The following is a 25,271-nucleotide window of genomic DNA, read 5'->3' as shown; positions in this document are numbered from 1 at the left end:
CGGCAGGAATGCAATTTCGCTATAAAGTAATCAATGAAGAAATGCACGTGACAAGCGGGGTATTAGAAGCTGTTGATTTAGAGGCCGCGAGACGTCAAGCTGTCGAAAATAAATGGCAGATTATTTCCCTGGAGAAAGTATCGGGGCTCAGCAGTTTGCTTACTATGACCTTTAAAAACAAGGTTAAGTATGAATCGATTGCCGCTTTTTGCTCTCAAATGGCGATGATGATCCGATCCGGAGCTAATTTAGTGCGGGGACTGGAGATTCTTCAATCTCAAATGGAGGACAAGCGGCTGCAAGAAGTTGTTGGTATAATTCATCGCGGTGTAAGCCGTGGAGATTCTTTGTCCGTGGCTATGAGAGAATGCCAAGGGGCTTTGCCGGAGCTTTTAATTAACTTAGTGACTGTCGGGGAAGAAAGCGGAAATTTGGACTCTGTTTTGGTAAGTATGGCAGAGTATTATCAACGAGAGACTTTTATTCGCAAAAAAATCTCCAGTGCCGCCATATATCCCGTGGTTCTTACAGTTGTCATGATCGGACTTGTGGTTTTGTTTTTGAACTTTATTCTGCCGGAAATCACCGATCTGATGAAAGGGAACGGTCAGAATTTACCCGCTCCTACGCAGATGATCATTGATTCTGTTGATTATCTGCAGAGAAACGGACTTTATCTTATACTTAGTATCACCGCTCTAGTTAGTCTAATGGTGAGAATTTTTAAAATCCCCAAGTACCGCTATCACCTAGATGCGTTCCTGCTCCATATCCCCTTATTGGGAAAGAATATGAAAGATGTGGTTATTGCTCGTTTCGCCAGAACTTTGGCCTTGTTCTTACATTCCTCTTTACCCATCGTGCCGATCTTAAATTCCTTAGAGAACATTGTGGGTAACGAAGTTCCTCGTCTGGCGGTTGTCCGTGCAAAGGATCAGATTATCCGCGGGGAGACGATGGCCTTGGCTTTTGGAGGGGAACCTTTCTTTGATCCACTCGTCATCCAAATGATGTCCATTGGAGAAGAAACAGGTCGTATGGAGGAATTAATGGTGGAAGTCGCGAATCACTACGATAAACGAGTAGAGATTGGACTTGGACGGTTAGTGGCCTTGGTGGAACCCATCTTCACAGTCATTATCGGGGTTTTTGCCGGGGGGTTAATTATTGCAATAGCCTTGCCCATCTTCAACATGGCGAGTGGGGTTAGCGGCGGGGTAAAATGATTATAGGGTGCAGAGCATTACTTAATAAATCCAGATAGAGTGAGGTAGTATGAAACAAGCTCTTGCTAAAGAGTGCAACGATGGAAAACAGGGGTTTACCCTTATTGAACTAATGATAGTGATCGCAGTGATTAGTATCCTGGCTATAGTAAGCGTACCCAAATATCAAGCGATCACAGAGCATTATAAATTGGAGTCAACTGCCCAAATAGTTGTGGGGCAGTTGAGATATGCTAAACAACTGGCTATGGATCAACGAAAAGGAATTTATCTGGTCCTGGATACGAATACTGTTGAAGTGCTCGATGCTGGCAATAAGGAGTATGGAGGGTTACAAGCCTTTGAAAGCGGGATTATCTTTGATACTTCAAGCGCGGAGAACAACGGACTAATGATTGAATCGGGCAAAGCGAAAGGTTTGCCTCATGTGGTGTATGATCCCCGGGGGTTTATTGACAACTCTCCAGTCAACGGAGAGGCTGTAAATATTGTATTATCCGGTGTGAGATCAGGCAGTTCTGTTGTTATTGTTGTCGAACTGGAAACAGGAAACATAAGGTTAGAGTGGTGATGAGGTGTTTAAAGATGATAACAAGAATGAGGGACAAATTGGGCTGAGGCCTAAGCGCGATAGGGGGATGACCCTGCTCGAGGTTGTTTTTGCCATAAGCATTTTACTGATAGGAGTCACCTTTGTGGTTAAAAGCGATTCTTCGATGTACCATTATCGCTATCAAGGCGAGATCAGGCAACAGATGCTCTTTTACGCTGCAGGTCAACTTGAACGTGCTCTCCATAATCAACCTGTCATTCAAGGAAGTGCATCAGGAAACCCCCAATTTTCTAACTTTAATGTTGAGTTCACTGAATCTGATCTTGTCCCCAGTCGCAACCATTTGAAAGTACTTAGGGTTAATGTATCCGTTGTTCCTCTAACAACTAATTCACCGGATCCAGTAACTTTGTACACCTATAGGGTGAACCAATGATAGAAAACAAGCGATGTACTAAAAATAGCACCCAAGGATTTACCCTTATAGAAGTTATGATTGCCATATCAATTTTTGGGTTACTTTTGTTGTATGCTTCTCAATTTATGCGTTCAGAAATACGCGTTTATGAATCTGCTTCAGAGCAGAATGAAGTAGAGCAAAAAGCACGTGTTGCCATGATGCATATTTTAGATGAGGTCCGTTTAAATAATTTTACATTTTATAAATCGACTTCGAATGATCAGGGGATTTATCGTTATGCCAATGCGGCTGCGGCTGCCTTAAAGGACGAAACTAATTCGACATGTTTGATTTTTGTCAGTTTGGGATCAACTCCAGTTATACCGCCAGCCTCAGCACAGGTTTTCTTTGATAATAGGAAGGGCGAACTTTGGCACCTGAAAAATGGGTCTCGATATCTGATTGCAGATGAAATATCTCAGCTCAGTATCGATGAAGATTCGACCCTGGTGAAAATAGAAATTAGCATGGGAGAAAATGACGGGTCAAAACTCTTTGAGCTTCTGACTTGGGTACGCTTAAACTAGCAGGAGGAGAGCCGCTTTGAAAGAAAGAGGTTCAGCACTACTTACAGCTGTTATTATTGTTATGGTTTTACTTTCAATATCAGGGATCTTTTTTACAATGGTAATTTATCAGTCGAAAAATGAATCGTCTGAAGAAAAAGGGCTTAGGGCATATTATCTGGCTGAAGCAGGTGTTCAGTATGGAATAGCTGCAGGTATCGAGGCAATAATGGATGGGACTTTGGAAGAGGGAGATACTCTTTCCCCATCTCGAGTAAATGATCCTTTTGGGCAAGGTGGTTGGTTTAAGGTTACTGTGGCTAGGGAAGTTGGGGCAACTTCATTTACAGTGAAAAGTACGGGTGATTATTATGATGCCAGAAGGATCATAAAGGCTGAGTATGAGTTTGGTGAAGAAGATGATGGCAATGGAAATGGAGGTGGTGGCGACAATTGTGATGATGACCTTGTTCTTCCAAATTATCCGCCGTGGATTCATCAGGATTACCAAGCACATTCCTACGTCAGTTATGACGGGAGAGGGTTTTACTCTAGATATTATGCGAGTGCTAACCAGGTTCCAGGAATACCCGGTAACTATTGGCAAGAAATAACGAAGAAATGGACAAATTTTAATTCATATAATCAAAATGATATTGTATGTTACAACGGCAAAAAGTATAAAGCCAGGTACAATATGACGGATCAATTTGGTAAGGTTCCCGGAGAAGGAGGAAGCAACAACTTTTGGCAGGAGCTGACAAATCAGTGGAAGCATTACAATTCCTATAATCAAGGGGATTTTGTCTTCCATGAGGGCAAACTATTTCGAGCCAGATATAATATGACAGATCAAGTTGGCAAGGTTCCTGGAGAAGGGGGAAGCGGTAACTTTTGGCAAGAGTTGACGGATCAATGGACATATTACAATTCCTATAATCAAGGGGATATTGTGTACTATGATGACAAACTATTTCTGGCCAGATACAACATGACGGATCAAGTTGGCAAGGTTCCGGGAGAAGTTGACCATGGTAACTCTTGGCAGGAACTAACGAACGAATGGAGACCCTTCAATTATTATAATCAAGGGGATACCGTCTTGTATAATGGACAATGGTATAAAGCTACGAAAAACCTTAACCAAGTCCCCCAAGATCCTGAGAATAATTCCAAAGGTTGGGATCGAATTACTTCTCCAACAGCCCCGGTGCTAGTGGGAATCTTAGTGACACCAAAAAATCCTCCTCCTGCTAAATTAGTCGGACAAACTCAAACTTTCACAGCTACAGCAATTTATTCTAACGGTTCTACAGCGGATGTCAGTAATACAGCAAACTGGACTAGCTCAAATACAAGCATAGCGACCATGGCTGCTCGTGTTGCTACGGCTCGTGCTACAGGCATTGTCACTGGCTTCAACCCTATTCCTATTTCAACCCCCGTCTCCATCCCTGTCCCCATCACTATCCCGATCACTGCTACTTTCGAGGGTAAAGCAGGAACTGGATACTTAACGGTCACTGTCCCGACAAATTCTAATCCCGATCCCGATCCGGGGACTAATACTGGAGGGATTTTGTGGGAAAAAGAAGTTATAGAATAAGTATTTGACTATAAGTATAATTGACTTAGGATTAATGATTTGCATCAAGAAGGGGATAAACCGTGTTCAAACAAAAACAATGGCTAGCTGTAGTGCGGGGAAACCACTGGGTTGTTGCTAAAGTGGCCCGCCGTAAACTCAAACTGGATATTCTTCACTTGTCGGAATTTCGTATTGAACCAGAATCTGAAGTTGAATTAAACAGTCAAGAGCAACTGGGTGAGAAGGAACTCTCGACCAAAGAAAGCGGACAAGAAGAGCAGGGATTGAATAGTGGGAAAAAGTCCGACTCACTTAAAGCATGGTTACACAAGAACCACGTTCCTCTCAAAAACCTTCGGCTGGCAGTTTCTTGCCCGGGAGTGATCACTCGAATGATTACTCTTCCGCTTATGGCTTATCAAGATTTAAATAAACTTTTAACCGCACAGGTTGAACAATATTTTACCTTGAATATTTCGGATTATGTAGTGGATTACAGAGTATTGGATCGCTTCGTAGAAGGCGGGGACATACGTCAACGGGTTCTGCTGGCTGCTCTGCCAAAATATCAGTGGGAAAGGTTATGGTCGGAGTGGGAAGAGATCGGATTTAAACCTAAAGTGGTAGATTTAGCTGCCGATGGATTAGCTCGTTTATATTCCCAATTGACTTTAAAGGGTAAGAGTCATAAGAACACAGCTGACTTAGAGGCTCCTCTTGATATTGCGATTGTTGAATTGAGTGCAGACCGGGCGGAATTTATTCTTCTGGAGCAAGGTGTGTTTTTTTTGTATTCGGATTTAGAGGTTTCTTTGGAGTCATTGGACCAAGTTAGAGTAACCGTCAATGGCAAAGGACTTGGGAATGAACAATCGGAAGAATATGGGGATGCAGATCTGCAGACTGCAAAATTGCATGCTTGGGCTAAAACGGAGGTTGCAGCGACTTTGGAAAATGTCCTGCAGGCGCTTTCTGAATTCTTCGGTTTTTTTGCAGCCCGTCATTTTGGTAAATCCATTGATCGAATTTATATTACCGGGGACTATTCAGATCTTCCCTTTATACAAGAAATTTTCCAATCTAACTTAGAAGTATTTACCCAAGTGGGCTTTCCCAATGCCTGGCGTCCTCGTTTTAGCAAAAGTATCAGTATACTTCAGAAAAACGGAATGAAATATGGCAGCCTATATGGTTTAGCCTTGCGGGAGGGCTAAATGAGAGAAAAGAAGGAGTTTAATTTTGCCCAACGCTGGATTGACGAACTTTCCAGAGAGAATCAGAGCCCTTCAGTATTGAAAAGCCAAGTCTTCACTTGGATAATAGGAAGTCTATTATTGTTAGGAGTTGTTGGCAGCACTCCTTGGCTTTGGGAATATAAAGTGAGAAGAGACATCCGCTTGGTTGAAGATAAAATCTCCAATCTCAGAGAAATTGCCAATCAGGTTAACGAATTGAAGGCGCTGAAAACCAAAGCAGAGGGACAAGAACAGTTACAATCTCTCATGCAAAACAGCACCCATGATCCGGCGCCTATTTTAGATAAACTGAAAAGCATCCTGCCGGTGGGGTCGATTGTTAATTCCTTTTCTTTGCAGGAAAATACTGTGACCCTAAGTATAAGTGTGCCAACACCAGTGGATGTGGCGCGTTTATGGACTAGCTTGCGTGATTCCGGGATGTTTCAAATGGTTGATATGCCAACTGTTTTGTTACAAGATCAGGCACAGACTTTGAATTTTAATTTAACGTTAAAATAGATTTTCTTCTGCTAAATGCTTAAGCAGAAGAGCTAAGGAGCAGGAAGGATGAAAAAGGAAAAACGTCAAATGATCATACTTATCTTCACAATAATGTTTGGAATTAGTTTTGCTTATCTTAAATTCCTCTTTCTTCCTCAGCGAACGGTTATTCAAGCTGCTGCCAATCAACGGCTTTCTTTGGAAAGTCATTATCAGGAATTACTCTCCTACCAAAATAATCAAAGTGGGCTTCAAGAGGAAATTAAAACCTTAGAGGCTAAGGTCCTCCAATTGAATGCCCAGCTCCCGAACCGGATTGATAACCCCCAACTCATGGTCGGACTCTATACTTTGGCTAAACAACACTCGGTTATTCCTCAAACCTTAGCCTTTGAGCAGGCTCAAACTAAAGGTACCTATCAAGAGATGGGCATGAGCTTTAGCTGTTTAGGTAAAACGACGGACATACTCACCATGATTCATGATTTGCAATTCGGAGGGGGTCAACGACTGGCGATTAAATCCATAAGCCTTACTGGTACGCAACAGAACATGCGGGCGGACTTAAAGCTGACGGCTTATGCCAGTCTCGGAAGTTCCGGCGATTCAACTCAGAGACCAGCCTTTATGAATTCCTCCTTTGGCGTAGATTCTCCCGAGCAACTATTTCAGCCCTAAAAAATTCGCCTTCCGAGAAATCGGAAGGCGAATTTTATATTCAGTGGATAAGCAAAATCTCCGGCTTCTAAGCATAGGTATTAGAATACCATGCGAAAGGAGTGGAGAAGATGATCGCGGAACTCTTCTTTGTCAGTATTGCGCTCTCTGTTTTAAAGGGAGTCACTTTACTGGTCTCGTATATTAACAATAATGCCTTTCCTCAGCCTTTAAATGAACAGGAGGAAGCGCGTTATTTAAAAATCCTCAGCCAAAGTAAAACAGAACCTTTTACCTTAACCCGTGAAGTTGAGAATGCGCGCAATACCTTAGTGGAGCATAATTTGCGCTTAGTGGCCCATCTTGTCAAAAAGTTTGATGGTACCGGGGAAGATGGGGATGATCTGATCTCCATCGGGACGATCGGTTTAATCAAAGGGATTAATACCTTTGATCCGAACAAAGGGACTAAGCTTGCCACCTATGCAGCCCGTTGTATTGAAAACGAAATTTTAATGCATTTGCGGTCACTGAAAAAGTCCCGTGGTGAAGTCTCAATCTATGATCCGATTGGTATGGATAAAGAGGGTAATGAAATTTCGCTTATTGATGTGCTGGGTTCCAACGAAGAGGACATTTCCTTAAAGGTGGAAAATGAATCAGAGCAAAAGGCTTTGCTTGAACTTGTTAAAAAGCTTACCAAAAGGGAAAAACTAGTTCTTCAATTGCGCTATGGCTTAATGAACAGCCCCAAACGGACCCAACGTGAGATTGCCAAAGCCTTAGAAATTTCCCGATCCTATGTTTCGCGCATTGAGAAAAAAGCCATTCAAAAATTAATGGAAGAGATGGCAAAGATTGATTCAAATAGGTAGTCCATTACTTGCTCTCGTGGCATCCTCTAAGGTATAATGATATAAACTTATGCTTTTTGGAGGATTCTATGTTAGAGTATTTTCGACCTACACGTCAAGCTAATTCTCTCGATCTTATTTCGGTAGAACAGCTTCGTAAGGATGGGATTCGAGGGCTGATTATTGACTTAGATAATACTATGACCCCCTGGAATAATGTAGAAGTGGGCCCTAAAGTGGAAGCGTGGTTTAAAAAAGTTAAATCAGCTGAAATCCGGGCGTGTGTGGTGTCTAACAATAGTAAGCGTCAACGCGTAGCCGTGGTTGCCGACCGATTAGGGATTCCCTTTGTTTTTGGGGCCACAAAACCACGCCGCAGAGCGTTCCGGGCGGGTATGAACCTTTTGGAAACCGGACAAGAGGATACAGCTGTCATTGGAGATCAGTTGTTTACAGATATTTTAGGCGGAAACCGTCTGGGTCTATATACAATTTTGGTCACTCCCATCAATGATCATGAGTTTATCGGAACTCGGATTATGCGACGGATAGAGAAACTGCTCGTTTGGGTTATGAAGCATTTCGCTTCGGCCAAACCTTACAGTCCGAAAATTCATTAAGCATTCAGGAATGGCTTAGCCATTCCTTTTTCGCTATTTACCGATGACTATGCCCAGACAGGTTCAACTGTATTCAGTGGAGTTGATACTCCCTGAAGCAGTTTCTTATATTTTCTGTTCTGGTCTTACAAAAGGAATTATGTAAAGGAATGTTATAAGTGGAAAAACACTTTGCAGTCATAGGTGACCCAATTCAGCATTCACTCTCTCCTTGGATGCACAAGGCAGGGTATGAGGCACTGGGGCTTGACGCGGAATATCAACGCTTTCGAGTTGAAGCCAGCCATTTAGCGGAGGCGGTAAAAGGGCTTCGTGCCTTGGGGTTTTCCGGATGGAATGTAACACTCCCTCATAAGGAGGAGATTGTTTCTCTCCTCGATACTCTTACTCCCCAAGCTCAGCGCGCGGGGGCGGTTAATACCGTGAAAATTCATGAGGGACAACTTATTGGTCATAATACGGACGGGGATGGATTTGTTCGTTCTGTTGAAGAAGAACTCCATGGATTTGAAGGAAAAAAGGCAGTTCTACTGGGTGCAGGCGGTGCCAGTAAAGGGATAGCTCTGGCCTTAGCTGAGCAAGGGATGTGTTTACATATTCTCAATCGAACGCCTGAAAAGGCGAAGGGATTGGCTCAAGCCATAGAACGGGAGGGAGGCACAGCTTCTTCAGGGGAGTTTGCTCCGGGGGACTGGCTCAAAGATGCAGACCTATTAGTGCAAACGACTTCTGTAGGGCTGCATAGAGAGAACTTTCCATTCTCATTAGAAGGGATTTCTAAGCAGGCCCTTGTTGTAGATATAATTTTCAACCCTATGGAAACTGCTTTTTTGAAAGAAGCAAAGAAACTGGGGTGCCGAACACATAATGGTTTAGAAATGCTTCTATATCAAGGGGCTTTGGCCTGGGAGTTTTGGCTTGGTGGTCAAGCTCCTGTCAAGGAAATGCGCCAAGCCCTAAAGAATCAACTCTTCAAGGGAATGTTTAATAAAGGATAGAGGTAAAGGAAGAGTGAAATGAGCAAAGCAGGGGCCAACGATCTTGAGCGAGGATTTACGCTCTTAGAAATGTTACTTGTTTTCATTCTTTTAGCGGGCTCAGGTTTTTATCTGCTCATTAAGCTTCCTGTTAACTTTGAAAAGCAACGCTTAGCCTTTGAGTCCACTCAATTATTGGAAGACATTCGGGATGCTCGTCAGGCTGCCATGGCGGAAAATAATTGGTATGCGGTTAAATTTTATTATCAGACTGGGGATCACCATTACCAGATTTTTAGGCAAGGCAAAATGATAAAAAATGTGTATCTTAAAGACGGAATTAGGTTTTTTGGAAGCTCGGAAGATTTAACCTTTAACGCTTCAGGACGAAGTGGGGGGACGACGATTACTTTGACCAATTCATTGGGAGAGCGGAGAAGTGTTATTGTCGCTCCGGTAGGTATGCGCATTCGAGAAAAGCTGGATATAGAGGGGAAGACGGAAAGTGCGGTTTTTAACAGCGGGAGAATCACACGGTCAGAAATTGGTGGGAATTATCGAGGGACTTCCCTCGGGAATGAAGATTTCTAAGGATCAAGTCGATAAGGCGCTTAGAAAACGTCAAAAAGGCCCCGGACGAGGCGGAAGGATGGCCATTGAACAAGATGAGGTTCTGCTCGTTTCCGGAGTGCGAGGCGGATTAAGCACGGGGGCTCCAATCGCTTTGGAAATTCCTAACCGTGATTGGGAAAACTGGGAGAAAATCATGACTTGGAGAGAAGATGCTGATTTAGAGAGCCGAAAAGTGTTGACTCCTCGGCCAGGGCATGCGGATTTGACGGGAGCTCTTAAATATCGCACGGAAGTCCGGAATATCCTCGAGCGGGCGAGCGCCCGCGAAACTGCCATGAGGGTTGCAATTGGGAGTGTTGCCAGGCAAGTTCTGACCGCCTTAGGGGTAGAAATAAGGGGGCATGTCCTTGCGGTTGGCGGTGTTCACGCAGAGGGTGCTGATAATGAAGAGTATTGGCAACGTGTAGAACAATCAGAGTGGTCTGTAGGAGACCCGATTGCCGAACAACAGATGGGGGAACGGCTCATCTCAGCACGAGAACAAGGGGAATCCTTGGGTGGGATCGTAGAAGTGCAAGTGCATCATGTCCCCGCAGGATTGGGGTCCCATGTGCAGTGGGATCGGAAGTTAGATGGTAAATTAGCCCAGGCTGTCCTTTCAGTGCAAGCAATCAAAGGGGTCTCCTTTGGCTTAGGATTTGAGGCGGGGGACCGAATGGGGTCCAAGGTTCATGATCCGATTTGTTATGAAAAGGGCCAGGGCTTCGGCAGGGTTTCTAATCATGCCGGAGGAATCGAGGGGGGGATGAGTAACGGAGAACCAATCATTCTTCAAGCGGTTATGAAACCGATTCCGACCCTTTATCAACCTTTAGACACGGTGCATCTGGAGACTAAAGCAGTGGTTAAAGCTAGTGTAGAGCGGTCAGACATCTGTGCTGTACCGGCAGCTTTGGTAGTTTTGGAACATGTGGCAGCTTGGGTAATTGCCGAAGCGGTGCTTGAGAAATTTCCGGCGGATACTTTTATAGAATTACAAAATGCTTGGGAAGATTATAAAAGATACTTACTTCAGATATAGTTTTTATCTAAAGTAGCTGAGCGTGCGGTGACGATATTTCGAATAACAAATTTCGAACCTCGAACATCGAACCTCGAATATCGAATAGGAGAGGGAGGAGCTCCATGCGAAACATTGTTCTCATTGGATTTATGGGAACCGGCAAAAGCACAGTTGGAAAGCGCTTAGCTCAGTCGCTCGCTTGGGATTTTGTTGATACAGACTATGAAATTGGGGAAGTAACCAGCTTGAGTGTCAGTGAAATTTTCCGTCGGCATGGGGAGACCCGTTTCCGTTCAGAAGAAAGCATCGTGGTTGCAAGGCTTAGTCAGCAGGAGCGGCTCGTTATTGCAACCGGCGGAGGTACAGTGCTAAACCCTCTTAATTGGAATGCATTGGCTCAGAACGGGACGGTTATCGCTCTTCATGCCTCCCTGGAAACGATTCTCGCTCGGATAGGAAATAAAAATGACCGCCCACTTCTAAAGGCTCCAAGAGAAGCTATTGAGAAGTTGTGGTCTGAACGCCAGGAATGTTACTCTCAGGCTGATTTTATAGTCGATACGTCGCAAAAAAGCGTCGACGAAGTGGTAAAAGAGATTCTGATACAGCTAGAGAGGATGACGAAAAATGAGTTTAGCGAAGTGGCCAAAGATTGATGTAACAGCGGACCGTACCTACCCCGTGTTTTTGGGGTCGTCTCTCGAAGAGTTAGGAGAATACTTACATCTTCAATTTGAGGATGTGGAGCACATTCTTGTTATTTCCCATCAGATAGTAGCCGAATTGTACTCGGAACGTCTCAAGAAGGGACTTCTTAATTACCGAGTGAATTTGCTGACAGTCCCGGCCGGAGAAACGGAAAAATCCTTGGAACGTTTAGCCCAGCTAACGACAGCGGCGTTGCGTTGTGATGCGGACCGAAAAACTCTCGTAATTGCCCTCGGAGGAGGGGTTATCGGAGATTTGGCGGGCTTTTTTGCCAGTGTCTTCATGCGGGGAATTCGTTTGATTCAAGTCCCTACCACCTTATTGGCGCAAGTGGACAGCAGCATTGGTGGAAAAACAGCCGTGAATCATCCGGCGGGCAAGAATATCTTAGGCACCTTTTATCCGCCCTTGGCGGTTTGGACGGACTTTTCAACCCTCGAGAGTTTGCCTTGGGAAGAAGTTGAAAACGGCTTAGCTGAAAGTATTAAGCATGCCATAATTGCTGACCGATCCCTTTTTGAGTTTTTTGAGAATGAAGAAAAAAGTATCAAGCTCCGGGAAAAATCGATCTGGGGCGAAATGGTGACACGGTCTTCTGCTGTCAAAGTGAAAATCGTTTCCCAAGATGAACGAGAACAAGGAGTACGCGGCTTGCTGAATCTGGGTCATAGTTTCGGACATGCCCTCGAGACTGAGATGAATTATCGCGGAGTTACTCATGGGCAAGGGGTCAGCATTGGGATCATAGCCGCGACCCATCTCGCCTACGCAAAAGGGCTGATGACCAGCTCAGAGATAGATCGAGTTAAGCGGTTGCTAGATACCTATGGCTTGCCGACTGTGATCAAAGGACAAGACCCTGAGGCTTTGTTGCAACGCATGCAATCGGATAAGAAAAATCAAGGGGGACGAAAGATTCTAATCCTGCCCAAAGGAATTGGGCAAGCGATTGTTTCCAAGGAATGTACCGACCTCGAAATCTTAGCAGCTTGGAAACAAGTTATTTCTTAATATGAAGGATAAAATGAAAATCTGGCAGGGATCATGGAATCTTTGTCAGATTTTTACTATTGATAGACTGAAAAGTGCATATCGGAGTACTATTCTCAAATTTATAAGGAAGAGTGGCAAGTGAGCGTACATCTGAGAAAGATATGTCGAGGCAGAAGGATTTTTCAAGGGGATAGAGAAGCCAATAATATTTAGAATATTCAGTAATATATCTAAAAACTATTAACTTGTTGTCTCTGCCCTTGGAGTCGCCCAACCTCCGTAAAGCATATTTCGGCTCGCGAATTAAACGATTCGCACTAGATTGGGAATCACCTGTACTGCGACATGCATAAGGTAGGAATAGTCTTCCGAAATTAACCTATGTATACAAAATGGATCTTAAAAGGGTTGATTCACAGCTGGTTTATCTAAGTATTAAGGTATTATGAAAAGGGATTTTACCTAAAGTAGTTAATAGTTTTCAATAAACTTTAACGAAATCAGTAGTAGAAGCTAAATACTTATTATGATATTTTGGTTTTAAAGAGTTAGAATATTCTGATGATTGGTAATTAAGGGGGATAAGTGGGATGAGTATTGAAGGTCTGACTATGCCCGGCATTATCATGGATTCTGAAGAAGGCTTGATTTCTTTTTGTGGAGAAAGGATGTTGATGTTTCCTGCCGATGCCTTGAGACAGCTAAAGGTTGAATTGATCAAGACTTTGGGGTTCGACTTGGCAAGGGGAATATTGACCCGGTTGGGTTATCACTGTGGTTATAATGATGCCCAAAGCATTAAACCCCTTTTCAATTTGGATTTAGAAGCCGAGTGGATGTTAGCAGGACCGAAAATTCATACCTTAGAAGGCTTAATTAATGTTGACAATGAGATTCTGGATTATAATCGTGAGGCCGGACTTTTTTATATGCGGGGCAGATGGAAGAACTCCTACGAAGCGCAAGAGTACTTGATGTCCTTTGACTCTTCAAATGAGACAGTTTGTTGGACGCTTGCAGGTTATGCCAGCGGGTATTGCAGCAGATTTTTTGGCAGTGAAGTTGTATGTGTCGAAACAAAATGTGTCGCCAAAGGGGATCCTTATTGTCAATATGAAATCAAGGCAAAGGACAAGTGTGACGGGAAAGGGGATGGTCATTTACAGGATTTAGAACCCAATGAGATTGTCAAAGGTCTGCAACATATGTTGAACCAAGAAAAAGAGAGGCTTAGCCAATGGAAGGTTCTAAGTGAGATTGCTCTCTATTTGTCAAAGGATTTGGATTTTGATGAAAGGGCCAAGAATTTTTACCAGTATGTTTCTCAATTGGTTTCTGCAAAGAAGGTTTTTTTAATTATTAAGGAACCTGGCTCGAAATTGAATGATATTTATGGTTATGTCTTGGGTGCTGCTCAGGTAGTTAACAAACAGTTGGACACTGCCACGGGTATCTTAGCAAACCTTCTGGATAACGGGGCAACGTTAATTGCCCACGGGGAAAAATTGCCTAGGGATTTTATGTTTGTCAGCAGGATAAATGAATTTATTGGAGTTCCTCTGGTTTCGAAAGGTTCCCAGTTAGGATCTCTTATAGTTGCCAATAAATTAACAGATCATGGTTTTTCTGAGTATGACAGAAATATCTTGACCTTATTGGGAATCCAAATAGCCAAGGTTATAGAAAATAAAAGGCTGTTTATGGTGATATCCCAGGAATTAGAAAGAAAAAATGCAGAGTTGAATCGTGTTAATGAATTTTTGCGAGTGCAACAAAAATCCTCACAGAAATCGTTTAATCTTCATGACCATTTAGCTGGGCTGGTAATAGAAAACTCTGGATTGCAAAAAATTGTTACCATGATCGGGCAAGCTATAGGCTTACCTGTTTGGATTGAAGACGAGGGATTTGGCGTTTTGGCGAAAACGAGAGTCAGCGAAAAGATTCAGCAAATCTCCTCCAGAGAATTGTTTGCAGATTTCTTCGAAAATAGGTCGTTGGAAGGTTTTTATTCTAAAAAAGAAGTAACCGTATTTCAGACTGTCGATAAAAATGGGAATACGATTAAACGCGGAATTATGCCTATAATAGCCAGCAAGGAAATCTTGGGTTTTTTAACCGTTGATCTTACCTTGAATCAATTGTCCGAAGAGCAGAATCTCATTTTAAGGGACGCCAGTATTGTAATTGCCTTAGAGATATTAAAGCAAAAGGTCTTGATTGATAATAAAAAGCGCCTTAAGAAAAATCTTTTAGATGAATGGTTATTTAGTAAAACCATGAATGAAGAACAAGTGCAAGATTGGGTCTTTAAATTAGAATTGACGTTAGACTTTCCTTTAAATATATTGGTGCTTGAATTTGAGGGTACAGGAATTGGACAGATCAGTAAATGTGTTAACGAAATCATGAACGTTTTACCACCCAACGGAGTGCTGGGGTCACATGAAAATAAGCTGGTTGTTATTCTAGGCAAGGGAAGCGACAATTTGATTACCAGTATAAAAAATAAACTTATCTCCAGTTTGCACCAATATACTTACCTGAAGTGGTGGTTGACAATCGGAGCCAAAAGTAATTCTATCATGGAAACCAGACAAAAATATAACAATGCCTGTTCTGTCAACCAAATGATGAAGAACTTAAATAAAGATAATACGTGTTTTGATTATCGTGATCTTGGTATTTACGGAATGCTCGGAATTGAACCGGAGAGATTTACTTGGTTTGCCAGAAAGGTTTTGGGTCAAGTCATGGATTATGATAAAAAACACAATTCCGAACTTATTTCTACCCTGAGACTGTATTTTGAAAGCAACCAAAATATACAGGCTGCTTCGCGGCGGGGTTATGTAAATGATGGAACGATTAAATACAGATTAAAACGAATTCAGGAGATTTCAAATATGGATTTAACTAATCCGGAAATCACATTGCAGGTACAGTTAGCCTTGAAATTCATTTAAATGAAGGAGGCATAATTGGGATATTAAAGAATTATTTATCAACATTGGAGAGGCGAAGCAATTTTGTAAAGCGCCTGAATCGATTAAATAGCAGTAGGGGGTTTGATTTTGAATATTTATGACCATATTTACAGACTGGCTTTGCCATATCTACTTACAAGAAGTAATGAAATCCATATTCCTATTTCCAAAGGATTTGCGAAAACTATACTTTTGACTGAACAAGGTGATCCCGAGGTGGTTATACCAGCTATCATACTTCATGACGTAGGATGGAGTGCGTTAACTGATGAGATGCAACTTCAAGCATTTGGCGCAGGGGTTGTTGATAAGGATTTAAACAGGATGCATGAAGTTGAGGGGGTTAAAATAGCCGAACGTTTATTGGAAGAAGTCAACTACAATTCTCAAAAGGCACTGGAAATAATCAATATTATTGACAAACATGATTCAAGACTTAGCGCAATATCGGATAATGATCGGATTGTAAAAGATGCAGATAAACTATATCGCTTTACCTCAGAAGGATTAATCTTTTATCTGGACTGGTTTGAAGACGTTAGTTTTGAGGAGCGGATGGCTTGGTTGACTTCCAAGGTGGATAGCTGGTTTTTCACAGAAACTGCTAAAACCTTGGCCCTCAAAGAGTTGGAGGAAAGGCAGGCTTAAGAATCCTCAGCCTGGAAGCACTTCTGACTAAAGAGCAGTTACCACTAAAGCAGCTAATATCTGCAAAGGATTTTTAACTAATATAAGAATAGTTAAAGAATAACTTGTTTGCTATCATAATATTTAGGAATATTAAAATCACTTTATCAGAATCAGTGCGGAAGTGGTCAATGAAAAATGGAATGAGTATGGTTTTAAAAGGCCTTAATCAAAGATCTACAAGAAAAAAGTTATATTTTATGGTAAATTTAAAGGTAAATAGGTTAGAGTAAAGTTGGAGACTTGGTACAAGCCAAGCCTTCCTTATTAAAAAGACCGGAATCCAAGGTGGTACAGAGCTTTATTGAATAACGAGAATAACAAATTAAGGGCTTTGGGGGTATGAAAGATATCTAGGCAACATCGCAAGAAGGAACATATAGAATTTGCTCTAAATACCACGGACTACTCGGTAAAAAATGGTTTCTCTGATATTTATTTAGTTTATGAAGCACTGCCGGATTTAAACCTTGAGCAGATTGATACTTCTCTGGAGTTTTTGGGAAAGAGGTTGAAAGCTCCGCTTCTGATAAATGCAATGACCGGCGGCCATCCTGAGGTTGAGTATATTAACAAGAGTCTGGCAAGGGTAGCAGCACGGGCCGGCATTGGCATGGCAGTCGGCTCACAGACAGCCGGCTTGGAAGATCCCGGGGTGAGAAATACTTACAAGATAGCACGAGAAGAGAATCCTGAGGGGATTATACTGGCTAATGTTAATGCCTTAACCCCGCCGGCCCTGGTAAAAGAAGCAATCAACATGATTGGAGCGGATGGCGTTCAGTTGCATTTGAATGTTGCTCAGGAACTTGCGATGACTGAGGGGGATAGAAATTTTCGAGGGGTTTTGACCAACATCGAAAAAGTGGTAACCTTATCCAAGGTACCTGTTATTGTTAAAGAGGTTGGCTTTGGTCTGTCCCGAGAGACAGCTAAGAGAATTTATGATGTTGGAGTGCGTTATATTGACGTTAGTGGTAAAGGTGGAACGGATTTTATAAAAATAGAATTTGCTCGTTCTAGTCAGGACTGCTTAGGGAAATTCCAGAACATCGGTATTTCTACTGCTGCCAGTCTGATAGAAACTTTAAGTTTGGATTTGCCCTTTTCTGTTTTAGCTTCCGGCGGTTTTACGGGGGAAAGTGATGTAACTTGTGCTCTCGTTTTAGGATCTAAATTGGTGGGTATGGCGGGTCACTTCTTACGGGTTCTTCATAATAGCTCTGAAAAAGGCCTTAATGATCGAGTTGATAGAATCATAGAAGATTTGCGCCGGTCGATGTTAATGGTTGGGGCTGCTTCTTTGGAAGAATTGTCAAAAAAGCCAGTAGTTATAACGGGTATTACGGCAGAATGGCTTTTGCGAAGGGGCGTTGATATCAACAAATACTCACAGTTTAGAGAGTGAACTTGTTCAGCTAAAGCTGAACATCGAGACTTTGGTGAAGTCTACCTCCTTCGCGCCAAGTGTTCCTATTGGGAAAGGCGCTCGGTGATACTCTATCCTACGCCGGTAGGCATTTCTATTGGGACCACGGCTTCGGCGATACTCTCCACAGCAGACTATCGTCACCGAAGTAGAATAAGGAACACCCACTTGAGGAAGTGGGAGTCTCGGAATTGATGAAATTTGAAGTAAGGTTGCTTTATAAAATATTGAGGAGTTTATTATGACAGAGAAAGCTCAAAGAATGCTTAACTACTTAGCCAACCACAATACCATGATCCTTTCTACTTATGGGGAAGACGGACCTTGGGCTACCCCTGTTTTCTTTGTCAATCGTGGATTCTACATTTATTTTTTGTCAGAACTTACGTCGAAACACAGCAGTAACTTGCGAGAAAATCCCCTGACAGCGGCGGCAATTACTGAAGACCATCAGGATCCGAAGAGGATTCAAGGCCTTCAACTGAAAGGGAAGGCATACCTTGTGAAAAACCTCAAAGAGACAGCGGTCGTTTTGGCTTCTTATTACAAGAAGTATCCCTTTGCTCTGCAGATTTTACAAAATCCGAGTGCCTTTAAGGGAGTTTCCAAGGCCCGTTGGCATTGCATAATACCCCAGTTTCTGAAATTTACGGATAATACTATAAAATTTGGCGAACATATTGAGTTAGATTTAAAGGTTGATGAAACTAAAGATGGTTATGAGCTGTCCGAAGTCCAAGTGACTTTGGATACATAATGCTTAGTTTGAAACCATCAACACCATTTTTGTCAATAAAATATAGTGACATTCAATAATTTCTTTAGAGTGTCAAAATACATAATAGTGGGGCGACTGATTAGCCAGGTCAGCCCCACTATTATATTTTATGTCTCAATGTTTAAGTTTTATCTACTTAAAAGGAAGGCTTTGAGCGGGGATATCACAAAGTTGATAGTCCTAAATAACTAAATTAAAAAAAGCGAGGGCAGTTTGGTTAAATTTATATAAAGTTAAGTGCAATATTTCATCTTTTGTATAACCAAATGGTACTAAAGAAGGCTGTGATTTTTCAGCCAGTATGGGGAGTGTTGATTATAGGGTTGTGTGATAAAATTCAGATAATTCGGAATAATTATTACCCTTTGGTATGTTTGAATCTCGGAGGTTTGGGATAAGCTTGCTTGCTTTAGATTATAAGACGGGATTGTTGCTTCAGGAAAAGGACCCGCAAAGCAGAGGAGGTGATGGTAAAGGTACCCGTAAGGATGGAGGTGATGAATGAAATAAGAATATGTCTTGTATTGTCCTGTCTTGATTTAAACATACTTTGAGGAAAGCCATTATTTATTTAGAAATAATCCATTTATTATGAAATGGGGGCTAATTAATCATGAATAAGGCCTTTCGTGATAATCTGATCCTGTTTGTTTTAACCATGATTATCGGGTGGTTAATCATGTATCTCGTTCCTGCAAAAATGTTTTTCCTAACCTACGCTCCGGCTTCTTTTGTTTTACTGTTCTGGTTGCTTATTTTAGGAGTAAATGGCAGAGGCTGGCCGGTGACACCTCCGGAAGGATTCTGGAAGCCTGGAATGAATAAAGCAGGCACGGGATTGCTCATGACTGTTGTTTGGGTGGTTCTAGCGATTTTCCTGACCTTATTCTTCACCAATATCTGGCCGGCTTTTCCGTTATTTCCAGTAGGTATCTATTTTGGAGCCATGCTCTTTATGACCACGCTCTGGTACACGTTTATTTGGGGGGCCTATCCGGTTGCCCAAAAATCAGGGGCTGTCAACGTAGTGTTCGGTTTTATAATAGTCCTGGTTATCACTTCGATTCTCTGGTTAACGATGATTAATTTCCACGGAATGCCCTTTGACCAACCGTCTTTTCCTAAGGGTTTATTGGGGGCTGACTACCTCTTAGGGATGATGATATGGACTATCGCCTGGATTATGATCTTTGGCAACGGTCTCTCGATGCAGAGCTATCCTTTTTATAAGCTGGGCCAGCCATTGGGTCAAATCCTATTGACAGTGGCAGTTGTTATTTTAGGCTACCTCTCTTGGACAGTTACTCTTAATTTCCTAAGTCCAAGTTTTTCTTTTGGCGCGGTAGCAGGATCAATTATCGGCTGGGTATTGTTTCATTCGTTTATCTTTGGCTATCACCCCAATGCCAAATATATTCAACCCAAACGGGGTATTTACAATCTGATAATTGTCTTTATTGCGGTAGTTATCTGGATTCCTCTCCTTAAAGTTATCTTAGCGCCTATGGTAGCCAAGGTTATTGTTGCCGGGGTTCCCGTACCACCCTTTGACATCTCGGTTCTTTCTATGCTCTACACATTACATGTAGTCGCTATTTTAGCAGTAGGGCACAGCTTATTCTGGTTCAAGATGCCTTGTAGTCCACTTGGACCGCCTATCGGACCCGAAGAAATTCCTCCAATGGAAGAGACGATACTGGAGCCGGAGGTCAGGATTCAAGGTTAACTAGTAAAGAGGATAGCTTAACAATGAATTATATGCTCCTCCCCTGGCTGAATTTTAAAACCTACTGCCAGGGGGGAGCATTTTCAACGTAATTTAAGGATACTTCTTTTGTTTAACCGAATTGTATAAAAATGGGCAGCTCCTTTCAACTATCTTGGGAATAGTATTTTTTTCGGAGTCTATGGTAATATTTAAATAGTTCCGAATATTCAAATAACATTAAAGCAAACAATCTTGAGGGAGGGGATGTTAACGTTTAAGGTTAACGGCATAATTGTTGATGCAGTTGCCCGTCCCCGTTTAAGGGAAGTTAATCAAGTCCTAGGTGATCTGAGTGAATGAAATACCGTTTAAAGCGTAGCAAAGGAAGAATAGTATCACCTTGAAATAATCCTAAAAGAGAGTGGATTTAGAAATGACAAGTGAAAACCAAGTACATGCGGTCGAATGGCTGGTTAAGAAGGCTTACAGGAAGGATGATGAAGCCAGACTTTGGTTTCATGACGATGTACACAACAATCCTCCAAGTACCCCTATGGGTGCCTCGGTTCTTCACTGGCCCCGTGGCACTCAGGCAGCAGCAGAATGGATTGCTTATCCCTACTCTCGCGGATTTGACTATGTTTTATATGATGGGAGGATTTATCCTGGAGTCTTGCCTATATTAGACCCTGAAGAAATTAAGCCCAAGAAACCAATGTTTGAGCAGAAATTAAGGAAGGCCTTGGACACTTGGCCGGAGTTTTATGCAGAGGGAGTTAAAGAATGGACCAACATGTTAAGTTATCTCAGAGGCATCAATAAACGCTCCCTTCCTCTTGATAGATTGCTGTTGATACTTAGGGATGCCATAAAAATTTCTAAACGCAGTTGGGAACTTCATTTTATTTATTTGTACCCCTCGATTTTTGCCTATACGACTTTTGAAGGAATTTGCAAGGAATTTAATATCGAAGAGAAGGATATGCGCATTTTCCTGCAGGGCTTCGAGACAAAAATGTTTGAAATAGACCGCGCCATGTGGCGGCTGGCAGCCATAGCCCAGGAAATGAATCTAACGGATGTTTTCGATCAAGCGGAAAAAGTAAGTGGAGATCTCAAACGCTCTATAGATGAAGTTGAGCGTACAGAAAAATCCAATACAGTTAAACGGTTAATGACTGAGTTCGAATTAGGTAAAGTTTGGTGGGAACAGTTTGAGCATTTTTTAGAACAGTACGGAGGTCGTACCTCAGTTGCTATTTTTGATGTTTACTATCCTACTTGGAAGGAGGATCCTTATCCGGCTATTTCGACGATTAAAACCTATATTCAAAAAGGTGGCTTTGACTTCGAAGAGCATAACGCGAAAATCGTTGCCGAAAGGGACAAGTTTATTGAAGCTGCAGTTGCCAGAATTCCCGAAAATGATAAGGCACGTTTCTTAGGGGCTTTAAAACATGCTCAGTACACCTACCCTTTTAAGGAGGATCATCACTTTTATTTCGAACAGTGGACGTACTCAGAACTTCGTTATGTTATACAAGAATGCGGTTACCGGCTAATGAAGTTTGGGATGATAGACACGCCTGAAGACGTCTGTTTCCTAACTGTCACTGAGTTAGATGATGTGTTAGCTGATATTATTTTAAATAAATTTCTTGGCGTTCAGGAACATGGATTAAGGATTCCTGCTATGGTTCAGAATCGAAAACAGGTCTGGCAGGATCTTCATGAAGTGAAAAATCCAGCTTTTATAGGTACTATTCCGGTGGGGCGAGTAGATGACCCGCTATTAATCAAGATTTGGGGGTTAACCGATGAAGTAATTCGTGGTAATGCCAATACTAAAGACAGAGTAGCGGGGCGGTTTGAGGGATTCCCTGGTGCTACAGGGGTTGTCGAGGGCATTGCCAGAGTTATTATGGGTTATGAGGATTTCTCGGATGTACTGCAACCGGATGATGTGCTGGTGGCTCCTTTTACGACACCGGCCTGGACTCCACTCTTCTCCAAGATTAAGGGCGTTGTTACAGACAGTGGAGGTATGCTTGCTCATGCGGCTATTTGTGCAAGGGAGTATAATATTCCGGCGGTGGTAGGTACCATTACTCGGGGGGTTAGGGTTACTGAACACATTAGGACAGGTCAACGCATTCGAATTGATGGCACTAATGGGGTTGTCGAGGTAATTGAGGAATGAAGAGGGATACAACTCTAAATAGGCAGGTGTTCGGGAATGGAAATAAAGTTGCAGGGTACAGTTTCAAGTGGTTTTAAGGAAGGTAAATATTTTACCCAGCTTGATTGGGTGGTTGAGCAATTCTTAAATAAGCTGGGGTTTGTACCCTACCCCGGCACTTTAAATGTAGATATGATTGAACTTGATTGGGATAGTTTAGTGAGCTTTGGTCAGACTGGCGGGGTGTTCATCGAGCCGAGAAATAAAACGTCTTGCTCGGCCATCTGTTACGAGACCTTGATCAATGATCAACTTGTAGGTGCGGTTGTGATGCCAGGAAAAACCAAACACCCGATTGGAAGAATCGAAATAGTGGCGCCGGTATGCATTAAAGACACCTTAAACATTGTAGACGGGGATGTAGTTACTTTAACATTCAAGAAAAGTGAAGTGGAGGGATAAGAATGAAGTTGATTGTGGGTATATCCGGTGCCACCGGCGCCATCTACGGCATTCGAATGTTGCAGACTTTAGGGGCTTGCCAAATAGAATCCCATCTTGTTTTGACGGATAGCGCCAAAAGAACTATTGAAACGGAGACAAATTTTAGTGTGAAGGAAGTGGAGAACTTAGCGGACTATGTCTACGATAACAGGGACATAGGAGCTTCCATCTCCAGTGGTTCGTTTAAAACGGACGGAATGCTCATAGCACCCTGTGCCATTAAGAGCCTTTCAGCTTTAGCCAATTCCTATAACGACTCGCTTTTGGTACGAGCGGCTGATGTAGTGCTGAAGGAAAGAAGGAAACTGGTAGTTATCCCTCGTGAGACCCCTCTTCATATTGGACATCTTAAGTTACTGACGGCTGTGGCGGAAATGGGTGCAGTCATTCTCCCGCCTATGCCCGCCTATTACCACATGCCTAAGACAATCGATGATATCATCAATCAGACTGTGGGCAAGGCCCTGGACCAATTTGACGTCAGTCACCAATTGTTTAAACGCTGGGAGGGCGGAGGAACTCGGCAGAAACTGCGGACAATGTAAGAAGAACAACCCTTGAGAAAGGTTGTTCAGTTATATGGCAAGAGCCGCCCTGCGTTTCAATTGAACGTAAAGGCGGCTCTTGCCATATAAATTCACTCTCGAATAAATTTTAGCCAAATTGTACAAATTCTCGAATAGGTTTTTTAACTATTATGGGGATAGTAACCTTCTTTCAATATATGGTAAGGTTTTAGAAAGTTCTAAATATTCAAAAATAATAGCCCGGATTCTGAAAGGAGTGTCAAGGATGAATTACAAATTCCTGCCCAGACTGTCACAGAGCTTAAGCTTTGTAAAGCAGGAAAAGAGGAGGAAACCCTCCTCTTAGGAACCCTTGCTGTGGGATAACACTATCCGGCTGATCTAACGTCAATCGCAGCCATAGTGTCAACAATTTTAGCGTTTTCCAGGAATGAGTCCAAAGCTTCCTGAATGAATCTTTCTTCGAGAACATGAGCATCCACTCTCTTGACTTTGAGCATGGTATTGGCCTTACTCTCAATGCCCTTAGCAAACTCCAAAAGTGCCTCGGGTTCCCAGAGTGGACCGCCTTCTCGGTCGTGGACACTAAAGCCTCGCATTGGAATTACAACCGTAACCGGAGATTTGCTCCTACTCAGCTTCTGACCGATTTCCTCTCCCAACTGTTTCATTTCAACCGGGCTGGTTCGGTACAACATGATGGCCTGATTATGCATATGAGTTTTACGACCCTGGTACTTCTCCTTACCATGCCCCTCAACAATAAAATCAGTAGAACCGGGAACATATACCTGAGGTAGAGACATAAGGCCGGCGTTTTCGTATCGATCATCAGAAGCCTGGTATAGCCCCCCTGCTATCCGATCGATATATTCATGTAGAGAATACTCTATTACCCCTCCGTCAACCAATCCATCTATTATCGAGTGCTCCAGGCTTCGACCGCCAACACCTGTTGTGTGGAAAGTCACGGATTCATAACCGGCCAGCTCAAGCAGTGCCCTTGTTCTTTCGGCAGCATGTTCCGTAGTGCCAAGGGTTGAAACGGCAACCAGCCTTCTATTTTCAAGTTTATCAACACCGGCATTTGCCATGCCCACAACCGCTCCCGCTGCATTGGAGAAAATAGTTCGGGTCAACCGGTTCAGTCCGGCTACATCCGCCACCGAGTGAAACATGTTAATGTCCTTAGTTCCGACGAAGACTCCTACTAAATTACCGACCCCAGCCACAGTAGAAATCATAACTTTCGGAATTCCGATAGGAAAAGAGCTCATTACCGCTGTTCCCAGGCCGGTACCCATGGCCCCTCCTATACCCAGGATTCCATGTACCTTACCTTCACTGTGCAGTTTCTGTGCTATGCCAATAGCGCCTTTGATTTGAATATCCATGGCCTGGCCTTCGGAGGGGATTTTTCTGACCTTTTCCAGGGTCGTACCAGCCATTTCCGCTACATCCGCTCGTGTAAAATCCGGCGGAAAAAGGGGCTCTCCCAAGATTCCGGCATCGATGATAATTGTTTTGGCTCCGAAGGTTTCAATTCTTTCTTTTAAAAAAAGAACCTCTGTACTCTTGGTGTCCAGACAAGCTACGATCAAAATATTTTTCATGATAATTACTCCTTTTCTCAAGTTTTTTAATCTTTGCCCTCTATAAAAAGTGGCTTTTGACCTGAAGAGTGGTACATTTTAACTTAACAAGCCTGTATATTCTGAACTTTCAGACTATAATTAAATGTTAGCATGATTGGTTTTGCCTTACTATTCCTAAAGTGAGGAAAAACTCTTTGACAATTTTGTCAATTTCCCAAGGGGTGCCTTAGTATCCCTAAATTGGGGAAAATTTTAAAACAAATTCATTAATTTGTACAAACCCGCTTGAGGGGAACTGAGTCCAGAGTCCCACTCCACTCTCATTTGCGTTGGTTTATACGAATGGATGAGTTAAAAAAA

The 25,271-nt window shown here is 42.6% G+C and carries 25 protein-coding genes; 24 read left to right on the top strand and 1 reads right to left on the bottom strand.

The window, feature by feature from the left end; translation table 11 throughout:
• The first annotated feature begins 8 nt into the window (after nucleotides 1–8).
• From BUB11_RS13970 to BUB11_RS13860, 24 genes are all read left to right on the top strand, one after another.
• Complete coding sequence (locus BUB11_RS13970; RefSeq protein ID WP_073030374.1) at nucleotides 9–1,226, top strand: type II secretion system F family protein; 1,218 nt, start codon at nucleotides 9–11, stop codon at nucleotides 1,224–1,226.
• 49 nt (nucleotides 1,227–1,275) lie between these two features.
• Complete coding sequence (locus BUB11_RS13965; RefSeq protein ID WP_073030373.1) at nucleotides 1,276–1,797, top strand: pilus assembly FimT family protein; 522 nt, start codon at nucleotides 1,276–1,278, stop codon at nucleotides 1,795–1,797.
• Nucleotides 1,798–1,801: 4 nt separating this feature from the next.
• Nucleotides 1,802–2,215: a type IV pilus modification PilV family protein gene (locus BUB11_RS13960; protein ID WP_084110292.1), complete on the top strand. Its 414-nt coding sequence runs from the start codon at nucleotides 1,802–1,804 to the stop codon at nucleotides 2,213–2,215.
• On the top strand, nucleotides 2,212–2,766 hold the full coding sequence (locus tag BUB11_RS13955) for a PulJ/GspJ family protein (protein ID WP_073030372.1): 555 nt from the start codon (nucleotides 2,212–2,214) through the stop codon (nucleotides 2,764–2,766). The genes BUB11_RS13960 and BUB11_RS13955 overlap by 4 nt, the downstream gene beginning before the upstream one ends.
• A 16-nt stretch (nucleotides 2,767–2,782) precedes the next feature.
• Nucleotides 2,783–4,351, top strand: coding sequence for an Ig-like domain-containing protein (locus BUB11_RS13950; RefSeq protein WP_073030371.1), 1,569 nt, complete (start codon nucleotides 2,783–2,785; stop codon nucleotides 4,349–4,351).
• 62 nt (nucleotides 4,352–4,413) lie between these two features.
• Nucleotides 4,414–5,547, top strand: a complete 1,134-nt coding sequence (gene pilM / locus BUB11_RS13945) for a pilus assembly protein PilM (RefSeq protein WP_073030370.1) — start codon at nucleotides 4,414–4,416, stop codon at nucleotides 5,545–5,547.
• Nucleotides 5,548–6,090 carry a PilN domain-containing protein gene (locus BUB11_RS13940; protein ID WP_073030369.1) on the top strand — a complete coding sequence of 181 codons (543 nt, stop codon included), beginning with the start codon at nucleotides 5,548–5,550 and terminating at the stop codon, nucleotides 6,088–6,090. It begins immediately after the preceding gene.
• Between the two features lie 48 nt (nucleotides 6,091–6,138).
• Nucleotides 6,139–6,750 (top strand): type 4a pilus biogenesis protein PilO, encoded by a 612-nt coding sequence (pilO, locus tag BUB11_RS13935; protein WP_073030368.1) that lies wholly within the window; start codon nucleotides 6,139–6,141, stop codon nucleotides 6,748–6,750.
• 110 nt (nucleotides 6,751–6,860) lie between these two features.
• Nucleotides 6,861–7,604: an RNA polymerase sporulation sigma factor SigK gene (sigK, locus tag BUB11_RS13930; RefSeq protein ID WP_073030367.1), complete on the top strand. Its 744-nt coding sequence runs from the start codon at nucleotides 6,861–6,863 to the stop codon at nucleotides 7,602–7,604.
• Nucleotides 7,605–7,672: 68 nt separating this feature from the next.
• A complete protein-coding gene (locus BUB11_RS13925; RefSeq protein ID WP_073030366.1) occupies nucleotides 7,673–8,203 on the top strand; it encodes a YqeG family HAD IIIA-type phosphatase in 531 nt (176 codons plus the stop codon).
• Between the two features lie 158 nt (nucleotides 8,204–8,361).
• The gene (gene aroE, locus BUB11_RS13920) at nucleotides 8,362–9,201 is read left to right on the top strand and encodes a shikimate dehydrogenase (RefSeq protein ID WP_073030365.1); all 840 of its coding nucleotides are present in this window, start codon (nucleotides 8,362–8,364) and stop codon (nucleotides 9,199–9,201) included.
• A gap of 18 nt (nucleotides 9,202–9,219) precedes the next feature.
• Complete coding sequence (locus BUB11_RS13915) at nucleotides 9,220–9,771, top strand: prepilin-type cleavage/methylation domain-containing protein (protein ID WP_242947551.1); 552 nt, start codon at nucleotides 9,220–9,222, stop codon at nucleotides 9,769–9,771.
• On the top strand, nucleotides 9,686–10,834 hold the full coding sequence (gene aroC, locus BUB11_RS13910; protein ID WP_073030364.1) for a chorismate synthase: 1,149 nt from the start codon (nucleotides 9,686–9,688) through the stop codon (nucleotides 10,832–10,834). Before BUB11_RS13915 ends, aroC begins: the two co-directional genes overlap by 86 nt.
• Before the next feature lie 104 nt (nucleotides 10,835–10,938).
• Entirely contained in the window at nucleotides 10,939–11,472 is a 534-nt protein-coding gene (locus tag BUB11_RS13905; RefSeq protein ID WP_073030363.1) for a shikimate kinase, read from the top strand.
• Nucleotides 11,444–12,535 (top strand): 3-dehydroquinate synthase, encoded by a 1,092-nt coding sequence (gene aroB, locus BUB11_RS13900; RefSeq protein WP_073030362.1) that lies wholly within the window; start codon nucleotides 11,444–11,446, stop codon nucleotides 12,533–12,535. The genes BUB11_RS13905 and aroB overlap by 29 nt, the downstream gene beginning before the upstream one ends.
• A 572-nt stretch (nucleotides 12,536–13,107) precedes the next feature.
• Complete coding sequence (locus BUB11_RS13895; protein ID WP_073030361.1) at nucleotides 13,108–15,483, top strand: XylR N-terminal domain-containing protein; 2,376 nt, start codon at nucleotides 13,108–13,110, stop codon at nucleotides 15,481–15,483.
• A 108-nt stretch (nucleotides 15,484–15,591) separates the two neighbouring features.
• The gene (locus BUB11_RS13890) at nucleotides 15,592–16,152 is read left to right on the top strand and encodes an HD domain-containing protein (protein WP_242947550.1); all 561 of its coding nucleotides are present in this window, start codon (nucleotides 15,592–15,594) and stop codon (nucleotides 16,150–16,152) included.
• Nucleotides 16,153–16,540: 388 nt separating this feature from the next.
• A complete protein-coding gene (fni, locus tag BUB11_RS13885) occupies nucleotides 16,541–17,599 on the top strand; it encodes a type 2 isopentenyl-diphosphate Delta-isomerase (RefSeq protein ID WP_073030359.1) in 1,059 nt (352 codons plus the stop codon).
• A gap of 262 nt (nucleotides 17,600–17,861) precedes the next feature.
• Nucleotides 17,862–18,377: a pyridoxamine 5'-phosphate oxidase family protein gene (locus BUB11_RS13880; RefSeq protein ID WP_073030358.1), complete on the top strand. Its 516-nt coding sequence runs from the start codon at nucleotides 17,862–17,864 to the stop codon at nucleotides 18,375–18,377.
• A 391-nt stretch (nucleotides 18,378–18,768) separates the two neighbouring features.
• Nucleotides 18,769–18,903, top strand: coding sequence for a hypothetical protein (locus BUB11_RS28795; RefSeq protein ID WP_282434002.1), 135 nt, complete (start codon nucleotides 18,769–18,771; stop codon nucleotides 18,901–18,903).
• A 108-nt stretch (nucleotides 18,904–19,011) separates the two neighbouring features.
• Complete coding sequence (locus BUB11_RS13875; RefSeq protein ID WP_073030357.1) at nucleotides 19,012–20,124, top strand: hypothetical protein; 1,113 nt, start codon at nucleotides 19,012–19,014, stop codon at nucleotides 20,122–20,124.
• Between the two features lie 415 nt (nucleotides 20,125–20,539).
• Nucleotides 20,540–22,306 (top strand): PEP-utilizing enzyme, encoded by a 1,767-nt coding sequence (locus tag BUB11_RS13870; RefSeq protein ID WP_143187618.1) that lies wholly within the window; start codon nucleotides 20,540–20,542, stop codon nucleotides 22,304–22,306.
• Nucleotides 22,307–22,342: 36 nt separating this feature from the next.
• Entirely contained in the window at nucleotides 22,343–22,747 is a 405-nt protein-coding gene (locus tag BUB11_RS13865) for a DUF120 domain-containing protein (RefSeq protein ID WP_073030355.1), read from the top strand.
• Nucleotides 22,748–22,749: 2 nt separating this feature from the next.
• On the top strand, nucleotides 22,750–23,334 hold the full coding sequence (locus tag BUB11_RS13860; protein WP_073030354.1) for a UbiX family flavin prenyltransferase: 585 nt from the start codon (nucleotides 22,750–22,752) through the stop codon (nucleotides 23,332–23,334).
• Between the two features lie 350 nt (nucleotides 23,335–23,684).
• Here BUB11_RS13860 and BUB11_RS13855 read toward each other — a convergent pair whose 3' ends face one another.
• Complete coding sequence (locus BUB11_RS13855) at nucleotides 23,685–24,929, bottom strand: Tm-1-like ATP-binding domain-containing protein (RefSeq protein ID WP_073030353.1); 1,245 nt, start codon at nucleotides 24,927–24,929, stop codon at nucleotides 23,685–23,687.
• Nucleotides 24,930–25,271: the final 342 nt, after the last annotated feature.

The sequence above is a fragment of the Desulfosporosinus lacus DSM 15449 genome (assembly GCF_900129935.1).
Lineage (GTDB): Bacteria > Bacillota > Desulfitobacteriia > Desulfitobacteriales > Desulfitobacteriaceae > Desulfosporosinus > Desulfosporosinus lacus.
Note: the sequence above shows the minus strand (reverse complement) of the source record. Positions and strands in the feature narration are given on the sequence as shown.